At 76.2% G+C, this 18,033-nt stretch carries 14 protein-coding genes; 1 reads left to right on the top strand and 13 read right to left on the bottom strand.

Going from position 1 to position 18,033, the window contains the following annotated elements:
• Positions 1 to 18 precede the first annotated feature (18 nt).
• The 8 genes from GA0070558_RS22885 to aspS all read right to left on the bottom strand — a co-directional run bounded on the left by GA0070558_RS22885 (position 19) and on the right by aspS (position 10,812).
• The gene (locus GA0070558_RS22885) at positions 19 to 480 is read right to left on the bottom strand and encodes a DUF948 domain-containing protein (RefSeq protein ID WP_043967924.1); all 462 of its coding nucleotides are present in this window, start codon (positions 478 to 480) and stop codon (positions 19 to 21) included.
• A gap of 149 nt (positions 481 to 629) precedes the next feature.
• The gene (locus GA0070558_RS22890) at positions 630 to 1,256 is read right to left on the bottom strand and encodes a hypothetical protein (protein WP_077939398.1); all 627 of its coding nucleotides are present in this window, start codon (positions 1,254 to 1,256) and stop codon (positions 630 to 632) included.
• 2,873 nt (positions 1,257 to 4,129) lie between these two features.
• Positions 4,130 to 5,626: a replication-associated recombination protein A gene (locus GA0070558_RS22900; protein ID WP_091283434.1), complete on the bottom strand. Its 1,497-nt coding sequence runs from the start codon at positions 5,624 to 5,626 to the stop codon at positions 4,130 to 4,132.
• Between the two features lie 75 nt (positions 5,627 to 5,701).
• Positions 5,702 to 5,914, bottom strand: a complete 213-nt coding sequence (locus GA0070558_RS22905; RefSeq protein ID WP_074478696.1) for a hypothetical protein — start codon at positions 5,912 to 5,914, stop codon at positions 5,702 to 5,704.
• Positions 5,915 to 6,089: 175 nt separating this feature from the next.
• On the bottom strand, positions 6,090 to 7,403 hold the full coding sequence (locus tag GA0070558_RS22910; RefSeq protein WP_091283436.1) for an MFS transporter: 1,314 nt from the start codon (positions 7,401 to 7,403) through the stop codon (positions 6,090 to 6,092).
• Positions 7,400 to 8,056 (bottom strand): ArsR/SmtB family transcription factor, encoded by a 657-nt coding sequence (locus tag GA0070558_RS22915; protein WP_091283438.1) that lies wholly within the window; start codon positions 8,054 to 8,056, stop codon positions 7,400 to 7,402. Before GA0070558_RS22915 ends, GA0070558_RS22910 begins: the two co-directional genes overlap by 4 nt.
• A gap of 71 nt (positions 8,057 to 8,127) precedes the next feature.
• Positions 8,128 to 8,940, bottom strand: a complete 813-nt coding sequence (locus GA0070558_RS22920; RefSeq protein WP_091283440.1) for a sugar nucleotide-binding protein — start codon at positions 8,938 to 8,940, stop codon at positions 8,128 to 8,130.
• Between the two features lie 66 nt (positions 8,941 to 9,006).
• Positions 9,007 to 10,812: an aspartate--tRNA ligase gene (gene aspS / locus GA0070558_RS22925; RefSeq protein WP_074478700.1), complete on the bottom strand. Its 1,806-nt coding sequence runs from the start codon at positions 10,810 to 10,812 to the stop codon at positions 9,007 to 9,009.
• A 172-nt stretch (positions 10,813 to 10,984) separates the two neighbouring features.
• Here aspS and GA0070558_RS22930 point away from each other — a divergent pair, with 172 nt between their 5' ends.
• Positions 10,985 to 11,623 (top strand): DUF998 domain-containing protein, encoded by a 639-nt coding sequence (locus GA0070558_RS22930; protein WP_091283442.1) that lies wholly within the window; start codon positions 10,985 to 10,987, stop codon positions 11,621 to 11,623.
• A gap of 95 nt (positions 11,624 to 11,718) precedes the next feature.
• On the opposite strand, the gene GA0070558_RS22935 is transcribed toward GA0070558_RS22930, so the two are convergent.
• The 5 genes from GA0070558_RS22935 to GA0070558_RS22955 form a co-directional block, all read right to left on the bottom strand.
• On the bottom strand, positions 11,719 to 13,317 hold the full coding sequence (locus tag GA0070558_RS22935) for an MFS transporter (protein WP_091283444.1): 1,599 nt from the start codon (positions 13,315 to 13,317) through the stop codon (positions 11,719 to 11,721).
• Positions 13,318 to 13,477: 160 nt separating this feature from the next.
• A complete protein-coding gene (locus GA0070558_RS22940; protein ID WP_091283446.1) occupies positions 13,478 to 14,527 on the bottom strand; it encodes a S1 family peptidase in 1,050 nt (349 codons plus the stop codon).
• Positions 14,528 to 14,711: 184 nt separating this feature from the next.
• A complete protein-coding gene (locus tag GA0070558_RS22945; RefSeq protein ID WP_091283448.1) occupies positions 14,712 to 15,647 on the bottom strand; it encodes an acyl-ACP desaturase in 936 nt (311 codons plus the stop codon).
• Positions 15,648 to 15,735: 88 nt separating this feature from the next.
• The gene (gene hisS, locus GA0070558_RS22950; RefSeq protein ID WP_091283449.1) at positions 15,736 to 17,064 is read right to left on the bottom strand and encodes a histidine--tRNA ligase; all 1,329 of its coding nucleotides are present in this window, start codon (positions 17,062 to 17,064) and stop codon (positions 15,736 to 15,738) included.
• Positions 17,065 to 17,116: 52 nt separating this feature from the next.
• Positions 17,117 to 17,836: an MBL fold metallo-hydrolase gene (locus tag GA0070558_RS22955; protein WP_077939382.1), complete on the bottom strand. Its 720-nt coding sequence runs from the start codon at positions 17,834 to 17,836 to the stop codon at positions 17,117 to 17,119.
• Between the last annotated feature and the right edge of the window lie 197 nt (positions 17,837 to 18,033).

The raw sequence follows: 18,033 nt of genomic DNA on the forward strand, positions 1-18,033 counted from the left end.
CCTCCGTCGCCGGCCGGCTCAGGCGTTGCCGCGCTTGGCGGCGCGGCGCTGCTGCTTGATGGTGTCGCGCACCTCGCGCTCGGTCTCGGCGTGCCGGCGGGCGGCGGCGGCCCGGCGTACGCCGTAGCCGAAGGCGGCCACCTTCACCAGCGGGTTCGCGGCGGCGGCGGAGACCACGGTGGCCAGGTTCGCCACGTTGGCGGTGACGTTCTGGGCGTGGGTGGTCATCGTGTCCACCTTGGCCAGCTGGAGGTTGACCCCGTCCAGCGAGACCTGCACCTGCTCCAGGGCGGTGTTGACGTTCTTCACGGTGGTGTTGACGTCACCGAGCAGGGGCGCGGTGCGGTCGTTGAGGTCGTTGATCATGCGGGTGGCCGCGTCCACGGTGTGCCGCAGCCGCAGGATGGGCAGCGTCAGGATCAACACGAGCATCGCGAACGCGATCGCCGCGATCAGCGCCGCGACCTCTCCAAAACTCACGCCTGTCCTCCTCGAGCAGAGTTCCGGGGCCCGACGCCCCGGAACGCGCGACCGTCATACCCACACCGTCGTACGGCGACCCGCCCCGGGTCAGCGGGGGCAGGCGGGCCTACCAGCCCCAGACCCTACCGTCAGTGATGAAACCCGGCTCACGACGGTGACGGTGTCGGCGTCAACTCGCCGAGCGGATCCTCGCTCAGGGTCGGGAAGGGATCCTCGCCGGTGAGCGACGGGTCGGTGCTCGGCTGGGGCCGGGTCCGCTCGTCGTCGATGGCGTTGCGGACCTTCACCGACACCAACGACCCATTGCACTCCCCCGCTGCGGGGGGCGTGGCCAGGGACGTCGGCGCGGGCTCCCCGTCGATCGGCGGCGGGACGCAGGTCGGCTCGCGTACCCACAGGTCGAGGGTCAGCTCGTCGCGACGCCAGCAGGTGTAGTCGCCCTTCGCCGGCTGCTCGGGGCAGCGGGTCACCTTCCACTGCTGCCAGCCGGACTCGGTCAGGGCCCGCTCGTAGGCCCGCGCCGTCTCCTCGACCGGCCGCTGCGACTCGACGGTGCGCTCGCGCAGCCGGCACTCCTCCACGCACCAGCGGCTGCCGCTGACGTTGTCGACGGTCTTCGTGGCCGCCCAGCCGGGCACGTTCAGCCCGTCGAGGGTGTCGAAGACGGGGTCGCGGCTCAGCGTACGGATGCCGAAGTAGAGCGGCAGGGCACCCAGCAGCACCACGCTGACCAGCGCGAGGATGCCCATCCGCAGCCGGCGGCGCTCCCGCATCTGCCGCCGCAGCTCCGACCGGGCGCCGCGCAGGCCGCCCGACGCGTCCTCGTCCGCATCGTCCGGGTCGTCCGCGGTGGCGGCCCGGCGCAACTGGGCCGCCCCGGCAGGCTCCGCGCCGTCGGGGCCGGGGCCGGATGCGTCGCCGCCCGGTCGGGCGGCGGGGCCCGGGCCGAGCCGGTGCACCTCCAGGCCGGGCCGGTGCTCCTGCGGGCCGGGCCGGTCCGCGTCCGGGCCGGGTCGGGACGGGGGCACGTCGACGGCCGGCACCACGGCGGCGGCCCGGGCCACCGCGGGCGGCTGGTCGGGGCGGACCACCGACGCCGCACCGGCTGCCGGCTCCGGGGGACGGTGGTGCGGGTGCGCCTCGCCGGGCCCGCCCGGCTGCGCCGGCGGCACGGGGCCGGGGCCGCGCTGCGGCACCGCCGCGCTGCCGGAGTCGCGTGACGGCGGGGCCGCGCGGCCGTCGGCCTGGTCGGCCGGCCGCTCGCCCGGGCGACCGGGCGGGACCACCGCCCGTGCCACGCCGGGCTGGTGGGGGCCGGCGGTCGGTGCGCCGGGCGGCACGGCCCGGCCGGCGGGACCCCCCGGCGGCGTCGCGCGCCCTGCGGGACCGGGCGGAGGCACGTCCCGGCCAGCAGGACCGGGCGGAGGCACGGCCCGGCCGCCAGGACCGGGCGGAGGTGCGGCGGGGCCGGGCGGAGGCGCGGCCCGGCCGGCGGGGCCGGACGGCGGGTGGACCGGGCCGGCGCCACCGGACCCGGGAACGACCCGGCCGGCAGCGGGACCACCGGGTGGGGTGGCTCGACCGGGCGCGGTGGGGGCCGCCGATGCCCGGGCGGTCGGCCCGGACTCGGGGGCGGAGCCTGCGGGCCGAGGGCCGGCGGCAGCCCCGGACCGGGGATCCGGGCTGGAGCGGGGGCCGGCACCGGGCCGAGGGCCGGACCCGACCGGCGGGGCCTGCGGGCGGCGCTCCTCCGCCGGCCCGGGACGCATTTCACCGGTGCGCGGATCCGCCACCGGCGGCCGCAGCTCACCCGTACGCGGATCCACCGCAGGGGGCCACAGCTCACCCGTACGCGGGTCGGCTGCCGGACGGCGGCCTCCCGCACGGGGATCTGCCGGCGGACGGGGTTCCCCGGTGCGTGGGCCCGCGACCTGCGGACGGGACGGCGCCGCCGCCCGGCCGGTGGGCAGTGGGACCGGCTCCTCCGCCGGGTCGACGGGCGCGGTGGCGGGCCGGGCCCTGCCCATCGGGGCTGCCGGCCCGGCACCGGTGCCGTGCGGCGCCCCGGTGCCCCGGCCGCCGTCACCGGGCCGGTGGCCCGGCTCCCCCACCGGCGGCGCGACACCCGGCGGCGGCGCGGGCACGCCCGCCCGGTTGACCATCGGCATCGCGGTGTCCGTGTGGGTGCCCCGACCGGCCTGGCGCAGCCACTCCGCCGGACGCTGCGGCCGGTCGCCCCGGCCCTGCGGGGGGCCGCCAGGCTCGACGGGGCCGGGGTGCCCGGTGTCGACGGGGCCGGTCGGACGGTGCGACGTCGCCTCGCCCGGGTCCGCCTCGGGCTGGGCCCGGCGGCGGCCGCCTGGCTCCCGGCCTGCGGCCGTCGGCCCCTGGGCGACGGCCGGATCCGCGCCGGTGGAGCCGTTGGGCACCCCGGGCACCTCGGGGGCGTTGCCGCTGAGCGGGACGATCGGCGGCTGCTCCTCGGCGGCCCGCCGGCGACCGACCGGGCCGGGCACGGGCGCGACCGGCCCGGCGGTGCCACGACCCGTCGGCTCGTCCGCGGCGGGTGCGGCGGGGCCGCCGGGGCGCTCGCCCGCCGGCCCGCGCCGGGGCTCGTCGCCGGGAGGCATCGGGGCCGGGTAGGGCGGGCCCGCGGGCCCCGGCGCGGCGCGGTGCGGTGCGGACGGCGGAGCGGCGGCCCGACCGGCCGGAGGCGGCGGGCTGACGGCCCGGCCGGCAGGGGGCGGCGGAGCGGCGGCCCGACCGGCGGGAGGTGCCGGGGCGGCGGCCCGGCCGGCCGGGGGCGACCCGGCGGGGACGACCGGCCAGTCGCCGGTGGAGGGCTGACCACCACGCACGGGCGGGGCCACGGGTGCTCCGGGCGGACCCAGCGGGCGGGGGCGCTGCCCGGGTGCACCGGTAGCCGACGAGGGTCCGCCGGCCCGCTCGCCCGCCGGTGCCGCCGCTCGGGGCAGTTCGCCGGACGGTTCACCGTCGTCGCGCGGGCGCCGGGGCGCGGCGTCCGCCGGGTACGGGGCCCGGGCGGGCTGACCCGCCGGGTACGGCGGCCCGGACGGTTGACCCGTCGGGCGGGGCGGGACCGACGACTGGGCCGGCCCCGGCATCGGCCCGGCCGGCGGGGCCGGCGGCTGCGTGGAACCCTGCGGTGGCCTCGCCGCCTGCTGGGGAGCCCGGGGCGGTTCCGGCGGGCGGTTCGGCTGGTGGGGCGGCTGCGGAGGGCCCTGCGGCGGAAGGTGCGGCGGTGCGGCCTGCGGCGGGCGGGGCGGCTCGGCGGGCCCGGGGCGGCGGGCCGGCTGCGGCGAGCCGGGCCACGGGCCGTCGACCGGTCGAGGGCGCGCCGGACCCGGTTCGCCGCCGCGCGCCGGGGCCGCGGGCGCGGTCGGAGCCTGTCGTGCCTGCGGGTCGGGCCGGTCGGGCGGCGGTGCCTGTCCCGGCGCGCCGCCGGGCCCCAGCTCGCCGCGCTGCTGCTTGGCGGAGCGCAGGTCGTCGATCCAGCCGAACTCCTCGCCGGCCACCGGCTCCTCGGGCTCGCTGTCGGGTCGGCCCCGGCCCCACCGGCGCCCCTTGGGGCGCGGCTCGCGCTGCTCCTCGGGGCCGTCCTCCGGTCGCTCCGAACCACGGGATCTCACTGCTGACCCTCCCCGACGGCGCCCGTGCCGTCCTCGTCCGCCGCGTTGGCGTGCCCGTTGCCCGACGGGTGGCGGCCGTTCCCTGCCGGGGCGGGTTCGTCCGGACGTGCCGGGGCCGGCAGCCCCCGGACGATCCGACGCAGCAGGGGCAGCCGGGCGGCCACCGCCCGCTCCGCACCGTGCCCGCTGGGACGGTAGTAGTCGGCACCGACAAGATCGTCGGGAGCGTACTGCTGGGTGACCACTCCCCGGGGGTCGTCGTGCGGGTAGCGGTAGCCCGTGCCGTGGCCGAGCCCCCGCGCGCCGGAGTAGTGGGCGTCGCGCAGGCCGCGCGGGACCGGTCCGCCCCGGCCGGCGCGGACGTCGGCCGTGGCGGCCCCGATCGCGGTGGTCGCCGAGTTGGACTTGGGCGCGGTGGCCAGGTGGATCACGGCCTGGGCGAGGTTGAGCTGCGCCTCGGGCAGGCCGACGAACTCCACGGCCTGCGCGGCGGCGGTGGCCACGCCCAGCGCGCCCGGGTCGGCCATCCCGACGTCCTCGCTGGCGAAGATGACCAGGCGGCGGGCGATGAACCGGGCGTCCTCGCCGGCCACCAGCATCCGGGCCAGCCAGTGCAGCGCCGCGTCGACGTCGGAGCCGCGCATGCTCTTGATGAAGGCGCTGGTCACGTCGTAGTGCGCGTCGCCGGCCCGGTCGTAGCGCACCGCCGCGACGTCCACCGCCTGCTCGGCGGTTGCCAGGTCGATCCGGTCGACGCCCAGCGCCGCCGCCGAGGCCGCCGCGGCCTCCAGGGCGGTCAGGGCCTTGCGCACGTCGCCGCCGGCGAGGCGGACGAGATGGTCCTCGGCGTCGGCCTGGAGGGTGAACGCGCCGGCGAGGCCGCGCGCGTCGGTGACCGCCCGGCGCAGCAGGTCGCGCACGGCCGCGTCGTCCAGCGGCTGGAGGGTGAGCAGCACGCACCGCGACAGCAGCGGTGAGATGACCGAGAAGTACGGGTTCTCCGTGGTCGCCGCGAGCAGGGTGACCGTCCGGTCCTCCACCGCGGCGAGCAGCGAATCCTGCTGGGTCTTGCTGAACCGGTGCACCTCGTCGATGAACAGGACGGTCGGCGGGCCCCCGGAGCGGCGCTGCCGGCGGGCGGTGTCGATCACCGCGCGGACGTCCTTGACCCCGGCGGTGAGCGCCGACATGGCCACGAAGCGGCGGTCGGTGGCGTTCGCCACGAGGTGGGCGATCGTGGTCTTCCCGCAGCCGGGCGGCCCCCAGAGGATCACCGACATCGGGGTGACGCCGCCGACGAGTTGGCGCAGCGGCGCACCCGGCGCGAGCAGGTGCTGCTGCCCCACCAGCTCGTCGATGCCGGCCGGGCGCATCCGGACGGGAAGCGGCGAGTCGGCCGCCACGGGGGTGAAGCCGTCGACGCCGACGGCACCCGTGGGGGCGCCGTGCGCCCCGGCGGGTGCGCCGAGCGAGAAGAGAGCGTCGGACTCCATCACGAAGACAGTACCGGGCCGGGTCCGCCGCGCCGGAACTGCGCTGCGGGCCCGGCCCGGTTAGATCATTTACGGTCAGCCACGGCCGGGGCGGCGGCCCCGGTACCAGCGGCCGCCGCCACCGCCGCGCGGGCCGCTGCCCACGCCGGCCAGGTAGAGGGAGAGCAGCAGCAGGCCCAGCATCAGCAGGGTGTGCACATTGAACAGGTCCGGCGCGCCGAAGTTGGTGTCGAGCAGGTCGATCAACAGGGCGAAGCCGAAGACGACGGCCGCGAGAATGGCGAGCATGACGGTCCTCCGGTGGGGGTTCCCAGTAGGTCGCCGCGTGATGTACCCGATCGGTCCGATCGCCAATCTCCACGGTGGACCGGGCTCGCCGCGGAGACGGTGGGTCACCGCCCGCTCGCCCGCGGTGAAAGGAAGGGCCCCCTGTTAACGCCTGCGGTAGAGACGGGTCCCCTTCTCACCGCCGAACCGGGGAGGTGGCGGGATCGGTAGCGGCGGCGGGAGCCGGTACGGCAGGGGCGGCAACAGCGGGAGCGGGGGCGCGACCGGCCCGCCAGGCGGGCAGGTACAGCGGGGCGGCCATGGCGAGCACCACCGCGCCGACCAGCATCGCCGCGCTGACGCTGGTGTGCTCGGCGAGGGCCGTCAGCGTCAGCGCGCCGAGCGCACCGGCCGGCTGGGCCATCATCGAGTTGAGCGAGAGCACGCTGGTGCGGTACGGGCCGTCGACCTGTCGGTGCAGCAGCCCCATGTGCAGCGGGTTCGACGCGCCGTGCACGGCGTAGCAGGCCAGGTAGGCGACGATCACCCCCACCGGGCCGGCGAGCAGGCCCATGCCGACCACGGTCGCGCCCTGCAGGATCCGCAGCAGCCCGGCGGCCGGCGCGGCCCCGATCCGGCGGGACAGGAGCGGAATGAGCGCGGCACCGAGGGCGTTGGCCAGCCAGGCCGCCGAGCTGGCCGGGCCGAGCAGCGCGGCGGCCCGGTCGGCGTCGCCGACCACCTCGGCGAGGCGTACGGGCAGCAGCGTCTCGAAGGTGACCATGCCGAAGCCCCAGAACAGCTCGACCGCGACCAGGGCGAGCAGCACCCGGGAGCGGCGCAGCAGGCCGACCGCCTGCCCGACCATGCGGGGGGCTGCCGCCACCGAGGCGCGCAGGGCCGCCGGCCCCCGGGCGGTGCGTGCCTCCCGGAGCAGGACCAGCAACGCGACCAGCAGCACGGCCTGCAGCACGATGGCGGCCAGCACCGGCAGGGTCAGCGCGCTGACCGGCCCGACCGGGCCGAGGGCGACGAGGCCGCCGCTGAGCAGCGCGCCCGCGCCGATGGCGAGGCCGATGACCGTGCCGGCGTAGCCGAGGCCGCGCTCGTACTCGGCGTCGGGGTCGGCGGCGAGGGTCGCGTCGACGTACCAGGACTCCAGGGGGCCGCTGTCGAGCGCGCGGTAGACGCCCTGCAGCGCCCAGGCCAGGAAGAACAGCCAGAACGAGTGCGCCACGGCGAAGACGGCGAACGAGACGAGGCCGACGGCCCAGGCCACGGCGAGCACCGGCTTGCGGCCGAGCGCGTCGGCGAGCCCGCCGGTCGGCAGCTCCAGCGCGAGGACGATGAGGCCCTGCGCGATGCCGGCCAGGCCGATCTGGGACAGCGACATCCCGCGCTCCTGCATCAGCAGGATCATCACCGGGATCATCAGGCCGCCCGGCAGCCAGCGCAGGCCGCACAGGACCAGGTAGCGGACCTGGACCTGGCGTACGGTCAGCGCGGTCACGGCGTGTCCTCGTCGGGAAGCGGGGTGGCGTCGGAGATCGGGGCGGCGAGGCGCAGCTCGGCCAGCATCGGGTAGGCGGCCAGGTAGATCTGCACCTGCTCGGCGCCGGGCGCGGCGGGGTCGGCCTCCGCGCGGTGGCGCTCGAAGACCGCCCAGAGCTCGTCCTTGAGGGCCTGGAGGCGCTCGGGCGGGACGGTCATGAACACGTCGCCCATGCCGAACGCGTCGCGCCAGGCCGGCGACCACTCGTGCCGCCGGGCGAACCACTGCTCGGCGTGTTGCGTCAGGTAGCGCACCTGGTCGCCCTCGATCCACTCGATCGCGGCGCGGGCGTCGGGGTCGTCGTCGTAGTCGCTGGGCTCCCACTGGGTCACCTGGTGTGCGGCGCGCCAGTAGCGTTGCCGCCCCGTGCCCAGGTCCGGGTCCTCCACGACCAGGCCGACCTCGGCGAGCTGCCGCAGGTGGTAGCTGGTCGCGCCGGTGTTGGTGCCGAGCGTCTCGGCGAGGTCGGTGGCGGTGGCCGGGCCCTTCACCCGCAGGGCCCCGACGAGACGCATGCGCAGGGGGTGGGCGAGCACCCGCACCTGCCGGTGGTCGAGCCGGACGGTGCGCGGCGCGGGCCGCGCCCCCTCGTTCTCCGGGAGGTTCTCCATGGCATGCACAATACCTGTGCACAGAAGTTATGCACAACATCTGTGCAGAGTCGGGATGCGACGGGGTCGGTTCAGCCGAGCAGCTCGTGCACCCCGCGCAGGCGGGTGCGCAGCAGGCCGGCGGCGCGGGAGCTGTCGAGGCGTACCTCGACGGGGCGGACCAGGCCCGACGCGGCGCTCGTGGCGGTCCGCAGGCCGCCCGGGTCGAGCCCGAACCGCCGCGCCACCAGCAGCCCCAGCTCGGCGCGGCTGACCGCGTCCGGCCCCGCCACGTTGAGCGGGCCGGCGTAGTCCGACGCGGCCAGCTCCAGCACGGCGGCGGCCAGGTCGCCCACGTCGACCGGGCAGCGCAGCTCGTCGGTGAACAGGGCCCCCCGGCCCGCGAGGGCGGCCAGGCAGAGCCGAACCTGCTTGCTCCGCTCGTCGCCCACGATCAACGAGGTACGCACCAGCGCCGCGCCCGGGTCGACCACCCGCACGGCGGTCTCCGCCGCCGCCTTCGCCGCCCCGTACGCGAACACCGGCGTCGGCACGTCGTCGTCGGCGTACGGCTCGGGCCGGCCGGCGTGCAGCGCGTCGCTGGACAGGTGCACCAGCCGCGCGCCCACCTCCGCGGCGGCGTACGCCACGTTCGCCGCGCCGTCGGCGGTGACCGTCCAGTCGTCGTACCGGTAGGGGGTGCTCACCACGGCGGCGGGCCGCACCGCCGCGACCAGCGCGCGCACGGCGGCCCGGTCGGTCACGTCGAGCCGGCGCGCCTCGACGCCGGCCGGCACGCCGGGGTTGGCGTGGTACGTGCCGACCACCCGCTGCCCCGCCGCGGCCGCCCGGCGGCACACCTCGCCGCCGAGGTACCCGCTGGCACCCACCACGAGCAGCGTCACGCCCACTTCCTCCCGCCGACCGGCGGACGGCCGCCGAAGCGCCGCCCGCCGGGATCGCCGCGCGCCTCAGACCGGGTCGGCCACCGGGGCGGCCGGGCCGGCGGTGCCGGCGTGCGCCCCGGTCGGGGCCTTCGGCTTGGCGTCGATGCCCGCCTCGGCGCGCTGCTGCGCGGTGATCGGCGTCGGCGCGCCCGTCAGCGGGTCGAAGCCGCCCCGGGTCTTCGGGAACGCGATCACCTCGCGGATCGAGTCCGCGCCGGCCAGCAGCATGCAGACCCGGTCCCAGCCGAACGCGATGCCGCCGTGCGGCGGGGCGCCGTACTTGAACGCCTCCAGCAGGAAGCCGAACTTGTCCTGCGCCTCGGCGGGGGTGATGCCGAGCAGGTCGAACACCCGCTGCTGCACGTCGCCCCGGTGGATACGGATCGACCCGCCGCCGATCTCGTTGCCGTTGCAGACGATGTCGTACGCGTACGCCAGCGCCCGGTCCGGCGCCTCCTCGAACCGGTCCACCCACTCGGCGTTCGGCGAGGTGAACGGGTGGTGCACGGCCGTCCAGCCGCCCTCGTCGGTCTTCTCGAACATCGGGGCGTCGACCACCCAGCAGAACGCCCACGCGCTCTCGTCGATCAGCTTCGCCCGCTTGGCGATCTCGATGCGGGCCGCGCCGAGCAGCTCCTGCGCCTCCCGGGCGTCGGCGCTGGCCGCGAAGAACACCGCGTCGCCGGGCTTCGCGCCGACCGCGTCGGCCAGCCCCGCCAGGTGCTCCTCGGAGAGGTTCTTCGCCACCGGGCCCCGCGGCGCACCGGTCTCGGCGTCGAGCACCACGTACGCGAGGCCCTTCGCGCCGCGCGCCTTCGCCCAGTCCTGCCAGCCGTCCAGCTCCTTGCGGGTCTGACCCGCGCCGCCCGGCATGACGACCGCGCCCACGTACCCGCCCGCGTCGATCGCCCCGGCGAACACCCGGAACGCCGTGCCGCGCAGGTAGTCCGTCAGCTCGGTCAGCTCCACGCCGTAGCGCAGGTCCGGCTTGTCGGAGCCGTACCGGGCCATCGCGTCGTGCCAGGTGATGCGCGGGATGGGCCGGGGGATCTCGTAGCCGGCCAGGTCGGACCAGAGCGCCGACACGATCGCCTCGCCGAGGTCGATCACGTCGTCCTCGGTGACGAAGGACATCTCGATGTCGAGCTGGGTGAACTCCGGCTGCCGGTCGGCGCGGAAGTCCTCGTCGCGGTAGCAGCGGGCGATCTGGTAGTAGCGCTCCATGCCGCCGACCATCAGCAGCTGCTTGAACAGCTGCGGGGACTGCGGCAGCGCGTACCAGCTGCCCGGCTGGAGCCGGACCGGGACCAGGAAGTCGCGCGCGCCCTCCGGGGTGGACCGGGTCAGCGTCGGCGTCTCGATCTCCAGGAAGTCACGCTCGTGCAGCACGCCGCGGGCGAGCTGGTTGGCCCGCGACCGCAGCCGCATCGCCTTCGCCGGGCCGCCCCGGCGCAGGTCCAGGTAGCGGTACTTGAGCCGGATGTCGTCGCCGGCCTCGACCTGGTCGTCGACGGGCAGCGGCAGCGGCGCGGCCTCCGAGAGCACCTCCAGCCCGCTCGCGGTCACCTCGATCTCGCCGGTGGGCAGCTCCGGGTTCTCGTTGCCCTCGGGCCGGCGGGTCACCTCGCCGGTCACCTTCACGCAGAACTCGTTGCGCAGCGCGTGGGCGTCCTCCTCGCGGAAGACCACCTGCACGACGCCCGAGGCGTCGCGCAGATCGACGAAGATGACACCGCCGTGGTCGCGCCGGCGGGCGACCCACCCGGCGAGCGTCACCGTGGTGCCGGCGTCCGTCGCGCGCAGGCTGCCGGCGTCATGGGTACGGATCACGGCTTGCGTCTCCTCATCGTCTGCGTTCGGTCTGCCCTCGCATTCTGTCAGGGTGCCCCGCCCCCCGCCGTCACCGGGCGCGGTTGGGGGGTAAGGAGGGGCCCCTTGTTAACGCTTTCTGTTGTACAAGGGACCCCTGCTAACCCGCCCCGCACCGCGTACGGTGTGCCGGATGCGTGTCGTACCCCCGTGGGCCCTGCTCTCCGCCGGCGCGGCGCCGGTGTTCCTGGTCGGCGGCTGGCTGCTCGGCGCGGCCCGGCAGCCCGGCGGGTTCGACCAGGTCTCCGGCACGATCAGCGCGCTCGCGGCGGTCGGCGCGGCCGACCGGTGGATCATGACGCTCGGCCTCGTCGGGCTCGGCCTGTGCCACTGCGTGACCGCCGCCGGGTTGCGTCCGCTGGCGGTCGGGGCGCGGGCGCTGCTCGCGCTGGGCGGGGTCGCCACGCTCGCGGTGGCGGCGTTTCCGCTGCCGGCCGCCGGCGGCTCGGCGCCGCACGGGCTGGCCGCCGCCGTCGCGTTCGGCGCGCTGGCCCTCTGGCCGGTGCTCGCCCCCGCCGGAGACTGGCCACGGGCCGGCCGTCCCCGACGCGACGCGGTCGGGTCGGCGGGCGGCGACCGGCCCGCCCCTGACGGGCCCGCCCGCGGGCGGGCCGCCTGGGCGGCGCTGGCGGTGGGGCTGCTGGTGCCGGTGGCCTGGTTCGCGGTCGAGCTGGCCACCGGCGGTGACCGGGTCGGCCTGGCCGAGCGGGTGGCCGCCGGCGCGGAGGCGCTCTGCCCGTTGCTGGTCGCCGGGTGGCTGGCCCGGCGCTGACCACGACACCGCCGGGCGCACCACGGCCCGTGGTGTTAACAGGGGGCCCCTGTACAACAGAAAGCGTTAACAAGGTGCCCTTCCTTGCATCCCTGCTACGGCTCGTCGGCGGGGAGGAGGTGGGCGACGTGGACCTCGCCCTCGGTGAGCGCCCTCGCCCGCTCCTCCGCCGCCCGGTCCGCGCCGGTGAGCCGGCCGCCGTGCTGGCGCAGGTGTTCCTCCCAGGACGGCACCTGGTACACCTCGACGAAGCCGTGCGCCCGCTCCCCCGCCCGGAACAGCCCCCAGCGCATCGCCCCGGTGCGCCGCCGCGACCGGCCCACCGCCCGCATCGCCTCGACGAAGGCGTCCTGCCGCTCGGGCGGCACGGTGTAGGAGACGGTCACCAGCACGGGCCCGGTGCGCGGGTGCGCGTCCAGGGTCAGGTGCGGCTCGGGCCAGTAGACGGCCGGGTCCCGGTCGACCCCGCGGGTGTCGCGCAGCGGCCACAGCGGCACGGTGAGCGCGGCGACGGCCATGGCCGCCCCGGCCACGGCGAGCGCGGTGACCAGGCCGGCGAGTTCGCCGAGCGCGCCCCAGGCGAGGGCGCCCAGCGCCTGCCCACCGGCGAAGACCATCTGGTAGACCGACAGCCCCCGGGCGCGTACCCAGCCGGGGAGGAAGAGCTGCATCGCGGCGTTGACGGTGGACAGCACGGTCATCCAGGCCAGCCCGGCGGGCACCAGCGCCGCCGTGACCAGGGCCGGCACGGGCACGAGGGCGAGCACCAGCAGGGCCCCGCCGTAGACCAGCCCGGCGACGAGGAGGAGCTGGCTGGCGGTGAGCGCCCGGCGCACCCGGGGCAGCACGAGCGCGCCGGCGACCGCGCCGACGCCGAGCGCGGCGAGCAGCACGCCGTACCCGCCGGGGCCCAGGCCGAGGCGCTGGCTGGCCACCAGCGGCAGCAGCGCCCACAGCGCGCTGCCGGGCACCACGAACAGCGCGGCCCGCAGCAGGATGCGGCGGACGACCGGCGAGTGGCGCACGTACCGGCCGCCGGCGCGCAGCGCGGCGGTGAACCGTTCCGGCATGGCCGGGCCGTCGGGGCGGTCCGGCCGCCAGCGCAGCAGCGCCCCGGCGAAGATCGCGAAGGACGCGGTGTTCACCGCGAAGACCACGGCCACCCCGGCCTGGGCGACCAGCACGCCGGCCACCGCCGGGCCGACGGAGCGGGCCAGGTTGACGCTGATGGAGCCGAGCGCCGAGGCGCTGACGAGCTGTTCCCGGGGCACCAGCTCCGGGATCACCGCCTGCCAGGCGGGCAGGGTGAGGGCCTGGCCGACGCCGAGGGCGAAGGTGAGGGTGAGCAACAGGGCGGGCGGCATCCGGTCGGCGGCGGTGAGCGCGGTCAGCAGCACCCCGACGGCGGCGAGGAAGCACTGCACGCCGATGAGCAGCCGACGCCGGTCGAGGGTGTCGGCGAGCGCGCCGGCCGGCAGGGCCAGCAGCAGCACCGGCAGCATGCTCGCGGTCTGTACGAGGGCGACCAGGGTGGGGGCGTTGGGTTGCTCGACCAGCAGCCACTGGGCGCCGACGGTCTGCATCCAGGTGCCGACGTTGCTGGCCAGCACGGCCAGCCACAGGCTGCGGAACGCGGCGAGGCGCAGCGGGGCCCAGGCCGACGCGGGCGGGGCGGAAGGCGGTGTGGCGCTCACCGGGCGCAACGTACCCCGGTTCGGCCCGCCCAGTCGATCCGCGCGCGGATCGCGCCCGTCCGGGCCGCCGGTCCCGGCCTTTCCGGCTACGCCGGGTGCCGGGGTACGCCGGAAGCGGGCCGCCGGAGGCCGGCGACCCGCTTCGCGAGGGCGTGGTGGATCAGATGATGCTGACGCCGTAGACGCTGAGCGCCTCGGTGACCGGCTGGAAGTAGGTGGTGCCGCCGCGGGTGCAGTTGCCGTTGCCGCCGGAGGTGAGGCCGATGGCGCTGCTGCCGCTGAACAGCGAGCCGCCGCTGTCGCCCGGCTCGGCGCAGACGTTGGTGCGGATCAGGCCGGAGACGGAGCCCTCGGCGTAGTTGACGGTGGCGTTGAGCGCCCCGACCGTGCCGCTGTGCACGCCGGTGGTGCTGCCGGAGCGCTGCACGCTCTGGCCGACGAACGCGTTGGCCGCGCCGGTGACGTCCCGGTAGGTGCCGTTGTAGAGGGAGACGTTGCCGGTCGCGTTGGCGGAGTTGCTGTGCCGGACGATGCCGTAGTCGTTGCCCGGGAAGCTGGTGCCGGTGCGGGTGCCCAGGACGCTGGTCTGGGCCGAGTTCGAGTACCAGGTCGAGGCGATGTTGGTGCAGTGCCCGGCGGTCAGGAAGAAGGTGGTGCCGGCGCTGTTGCGCACGTTGAAGCCGAGCGAGCAGCGGCCGCCGCCGGCGGCGTAGATCGCCTGGCCGCCGGAGATGCGGGTGCTCAGCACGCCGGCCTCGGCCTCGATGCGGACGGCGCCGCCGGTCCGGGCGGCGGCGGCCTTGACGCGCTCCAGCTTGGCGCCGGTGACGGTGCTGTCGACGGAGACGACGACCTGGTTGGTGACCGGGTCGGTCCACCACGCGGTGCCCGGGATCTTCGCGGAACGCTCCAGCTCGGCGGTGGCCCGGTCGAGCTCGGCGGCGCCCCGCTTGACGAGCTTGGCGATGGCGCCGGAGGCGCGGACCTGACGGGCGGCGGCCGCGTCGGTCACGGTGACGACCATCTTGCCGCTGGCGTCGGCGTACGTGCCGGCGGAGCGGTCACCGAGCCGCTCGGCCAGGGTGGCGGCGGCGTCGGGCGAGGCGGCGGGGGCGGCCTGGGCGGGTGCGCCGATCAGCGCGGTGGCGACCAGGGTGCCGGCGGCGGCGACGGACACGGCGCGGAGGAGCGTTGACCTCGTGGGTCGCATGTAACAACCTCCCGGAAGGGGGTGAACGGGTCGCGCCGGAGGTGACGGACCCGAGGACCACCGGCCGGAGCTGGGGTGAACCGGCCGAGTGAACTGAAGTATTCACATACTTGGATTCACTCGCAAGACCCGGCTTCGCCCCGTTTCACCCCAGCCACCCGCCACCCCCGTTCCGGGGGACGGGTCAGCGGGCGGCGGCCAGGCGGGCCGCGCGGGCGTCGCGCTTCTCCTCGAAACGGGACGCGTGGACCTGGAGGGTGTCCAGGTGGGCGGCGATCTGGTCGCGGGCGGCCTCGCCGTCGGCGTTCAGCCCGGTCACGTTGAAGATGTCCCACTGGCGCAGCACCGGGACGACCACCTCGTCGCGGTGCTGGCGCAGGTCGTAGATGCCGGCCAGGGCGATCGCCACCGACTTGCGGGCGAAGCCCTCGATGCCCACGCCGGGCATCTGGAAGTCGGCGAGGACCTCGGCGATGGCCCGCATCGCCTGGCTCGGGGCCACCTCGAGGGCGGCGGCGAGCAGGTTGCGGTAGAAGACCATGTGCAGGTTCTCGTCGGCGGCGACGCGGGCCAGCAGCGCCTCGCACACCGGGTCGCCGGTCACCCGGCCCGTGTTGCGGTGCGAGATCCGGGTGGCCAGCTCCTGGAACGACACGTACGCCAGCGAGCGCAGCATCGAGTCGTCGTGGGAGTTGGTGTAGCCGGCGGTCATGTGCACCATCCGGGCCCGCTCCAGCGCCACCGGGTCCACCGCCCGGGTCACCGTCAGGTAGTCGCGGATGGCGGTGCCGTGCCGGCCCTCCTCGGCGGTCCACCGGCCCACCCACGTCCCCCACGCCCCGTCCGGGCCGAAGAGGGTGGCGATCTGGTGGTGGTACGAGGGGAGGTTGTCCTCGGTCAGCAGGTTCACGATCAGCGCGGTGCGCGCGATCTCGGGGATCGTCGAGTCCTGCGGCGACCACGCCTCGCCACCGAGCGGGCCGTCGAAGGTGCGCCCCTCGCTCCACGGCACGTACTCGTGCGGGAACCACTCCTTCGCCATCGAGAGGTGGCGGTCGAGGTTCTTCGCCACGACGGGTTCGAGCTCGACGAGCAGGGCGGTCTGGCTGAGTTCGGTCACGACGTTCTCCCTACGGTGGCGTAACTTACGCCACCGTAGGTCCTCCGCGCCGTACGCGCCAGTAACGCCCGGCCCGCGCGGCGTCCTCTCAGCTCACCAGGGGCGACAGGTCGGCCCGGGGTGGGGTCCACTCCCCGGCCGCCGCGACCACCTGCTCGCCGGAGCGGATGTCCTTCACCTCGTCGGGCGCCCCGTCGGCACCGGGGAACCACACGTACGGGATGCCGCGCCGCTCGGCGTGCCGGATCTGCTTGCCGAACTTCGCCGCGCTCGGCGCGACCTCCGTGGGCACCCCCCGGCGGCGCAGCGCGTCGGCGACGGCGTTGCTCGCCGCCCGCCGCTCCTCGCTGGTCACCGCGACCAGCACGCACGTCGGCACGCTGCGGGACACGGTGAGCGCGCCCGCGCCGAAGAGCAGCCCGAGCAGCCGGCTCACCCCGATCGAGATGCCGACCCCGGGGAAGGACGCGCCACCGGCGCTGACCAGGTTGTCGTACCGGCCGCCGGAGCAGATCGAGCCGAACCGCTCGTAGCCGGCCAGCGACGTCTCGTAGACGGTGCCGGTGTAGTAGTCGAGCCCGCGGGCGATGCGCAGGTCGGCCACGCACAGCCCCGGGGAGTGCGCGGCGGCGGTCTCCACCACCGCGACCAGCTCGGCGACGCCCTCGTCGAGCAGCGGGTGGGTCACCCCGAGGCCGCGCACGGCGTCGGCGAACGAGGCGTCCGGGGCGGAGATCTCGGCGAGGGCCAGGCACGCCTTGGCCTGCGCCTCGCTCGCCCCGGCCGTCTCGGCGAGCAGCTCGGCCACCTTCGCCGGGCCGACCTTGTCGAGCTTGTCGACCGCGCGCAGGGCGGCCTCCGGGTCGGTCAGGCCGATGCCCCGGTAGAACCCCTCGCAGATCTTGCGGTTGTTGACCTGGATGGTCACCGGAGGGATCGGCAGCGACCGCAGCGCGTCGCCGATGACCAGCGGCATCTCCGCCTCGTAGTGGGCGGGCAGGGTGTCCCGGTCGACGATGTCGATGTCGGCCTGGAGGAACTCCCGGTAGCGCCCCTCCTGCGGGCGCTCGCCCCGCCACACCTTCTGGATCTGGTAGCGGCGGAACGGGAACTGGAGCTTGCCGGCGTTCTCCAGCACGTAGCGGGCGAACGGCACCGTCAGGTCGAAGTGCAGGCCGAGGGCGTCGTCGCCGGCCGGGCCGTCGGCGTCGGCCTGCAGGCGGCGCAGCACGTAGACCTCCTTGGAGGTCTCCCCCTTGCGCAGCAGCTGGTCCAGCGGCTCGACGGAGCGGGTCTCCAGCGGCGCGAAGCCGTACAGCTCGAAGGTGGCACGGATCCGGTCCAGCACGAACTGCTCGATCATCCGCTGCGCCGGGGTCCACTCGGGGAAGCCGGAGATGGGCGTGGGCTTGCTCATGACGCTCCGTTCAGCACCCGCGCCGCCGGCGCGGGAAAGGTCGAGGCGCGGCCTAGAGACCGCGGGTGGGTGCGGCCGGGCGCGCGTCGCCCGAGGCCGCCACCTCGATGAGGTACGGGTTGCTCGCGCGCTCGCGGCCGATGGTGGTCGCGGGGCCGTGGCCGGGCAGCACCACCGTGTCGTCGGCCAGCGGGAGGATCTTGTCGCGCAGGCTGGTGAGCATCCGGGGCATGCTGCCGCCCCACAGGTCGGTGCGGCCGATCGAGCCGGCGAAGAGCACGTCGCCGGAGAGGCAGACCTGCTCGGCCTCCCACTCCGAGCCCTCGCCCGGCAGCCGGAACAGCACCGACCCGCCGGTATGGCCAGGGGCGTGGTCGACGGTGATCTCCAGCCCGGCGAGCGACAAGGTCGCGCCGTCGGTCAGCTCGGCGACGTCGTCGGGCTCCGAGTAGGGCAGCCGGCCGCCGAAGAGCCCGCGGAGGTCCATCGACAGCCCTTTGGCCGGATCGGCCAGCAGCTCCCGGTCCTCCGGGTGGACGTACGCGGTGACGCCCCGCGCGCCGCAGACCGGCGCGACGGAGAACGTGTGGTCGAGGTGGCCGTGGGTGAGCAGCACGGCGGCAGGGTGCAGGCGATGCTCGGCGAGGACGGCGTCGAGCCGGTCGATCACCCCGATGCCCGGGTCGACCACCACGCACTGCTCCCCCGGCCCGGTCGCCACCACATAGCAGTTGGTGCCGAAGGCGTCCGCGGGAAAGCTCGCCACGAGCACGGCGCTCCCCTTCCGTCGCTGTCTAGCCTGCACGGGAAGCCTAGCCGCAGCGGCGGGCGGATCGCGCCGGCCCACCCGCCCCCGTGGCACCACCGGCCCAGTGAGCAACTCCGATAAAGCCAGCCCGGACCTCGTACACCACTTTCCCAGCCGCTACCCGTACACTCTGGCGGGCGTGTGGCGTGGCGCACGTGGCA

Origin of the sequence: Micromonospora haikouensis (assembly GCF_900091595.1) — a bacterium.
Classification (GTDB): Bacteria; Actinomycetota; Actinomycetes; order Mycobacteriales; family Micromonosporaceae; genus Micromonospora; species Micromonospora haikouensis.

Bases quoted from the DNA above. Each gene is read 5' to 3' on its own strand.
- GA0070558_RS22890 (WP_077939398.1), bottom strand. From the start codon at position 1,256: ATGCGGGAGCGCCGCCGGCTGCGGATGGGCATCCTCGCGCTGGTCAGC.
- GA0070558_RS22900 (WP_091283434.1), bottom strand. From the start codon at position 5,626: ATGGAGTCCGACGCTCTCTTCTCGCTCGGCGCACCCGCCGGGGCGCAC.
- GA0070558_RS22905 (WP_074478696.1), bottom strand. From the start codon at position 5,914: ATGCTCGCCATTCTCGCGGCCGTCGTCTTCGGCTTCGCCCTGTTGATC.
- GA0070558_RS22915 (WP_091283438.1), bottom strand. From the start codon at position 8,056: ATGGAGAACCTCCCGGAGAACGAGGGGGCGCGGCCCGCGCCGCGCACC.
- GA0070558_RS22930 (WP_091283442.1), top strand. From the start codon at position 10,985: ATGCGTGTCGTACCCCCGTGGGCCCTGCTCTCCGCCGGCGCGGCGCCG.
- GA0070558_RS22940 (WP_091283446.1), bottom strand. From the start codon at position 14,527: ATGCGACCCACGAGGTCAACGCTCCTCCGCGCCGTGTCCGTCGCCGCC.
- hisS (WP_091283449.1), bottom strand. From the start codon at position 17,064: ATGAGCAAGCCCACGCCCATCTCCGGCTTCCCCGAGTGGACCCCGGCG.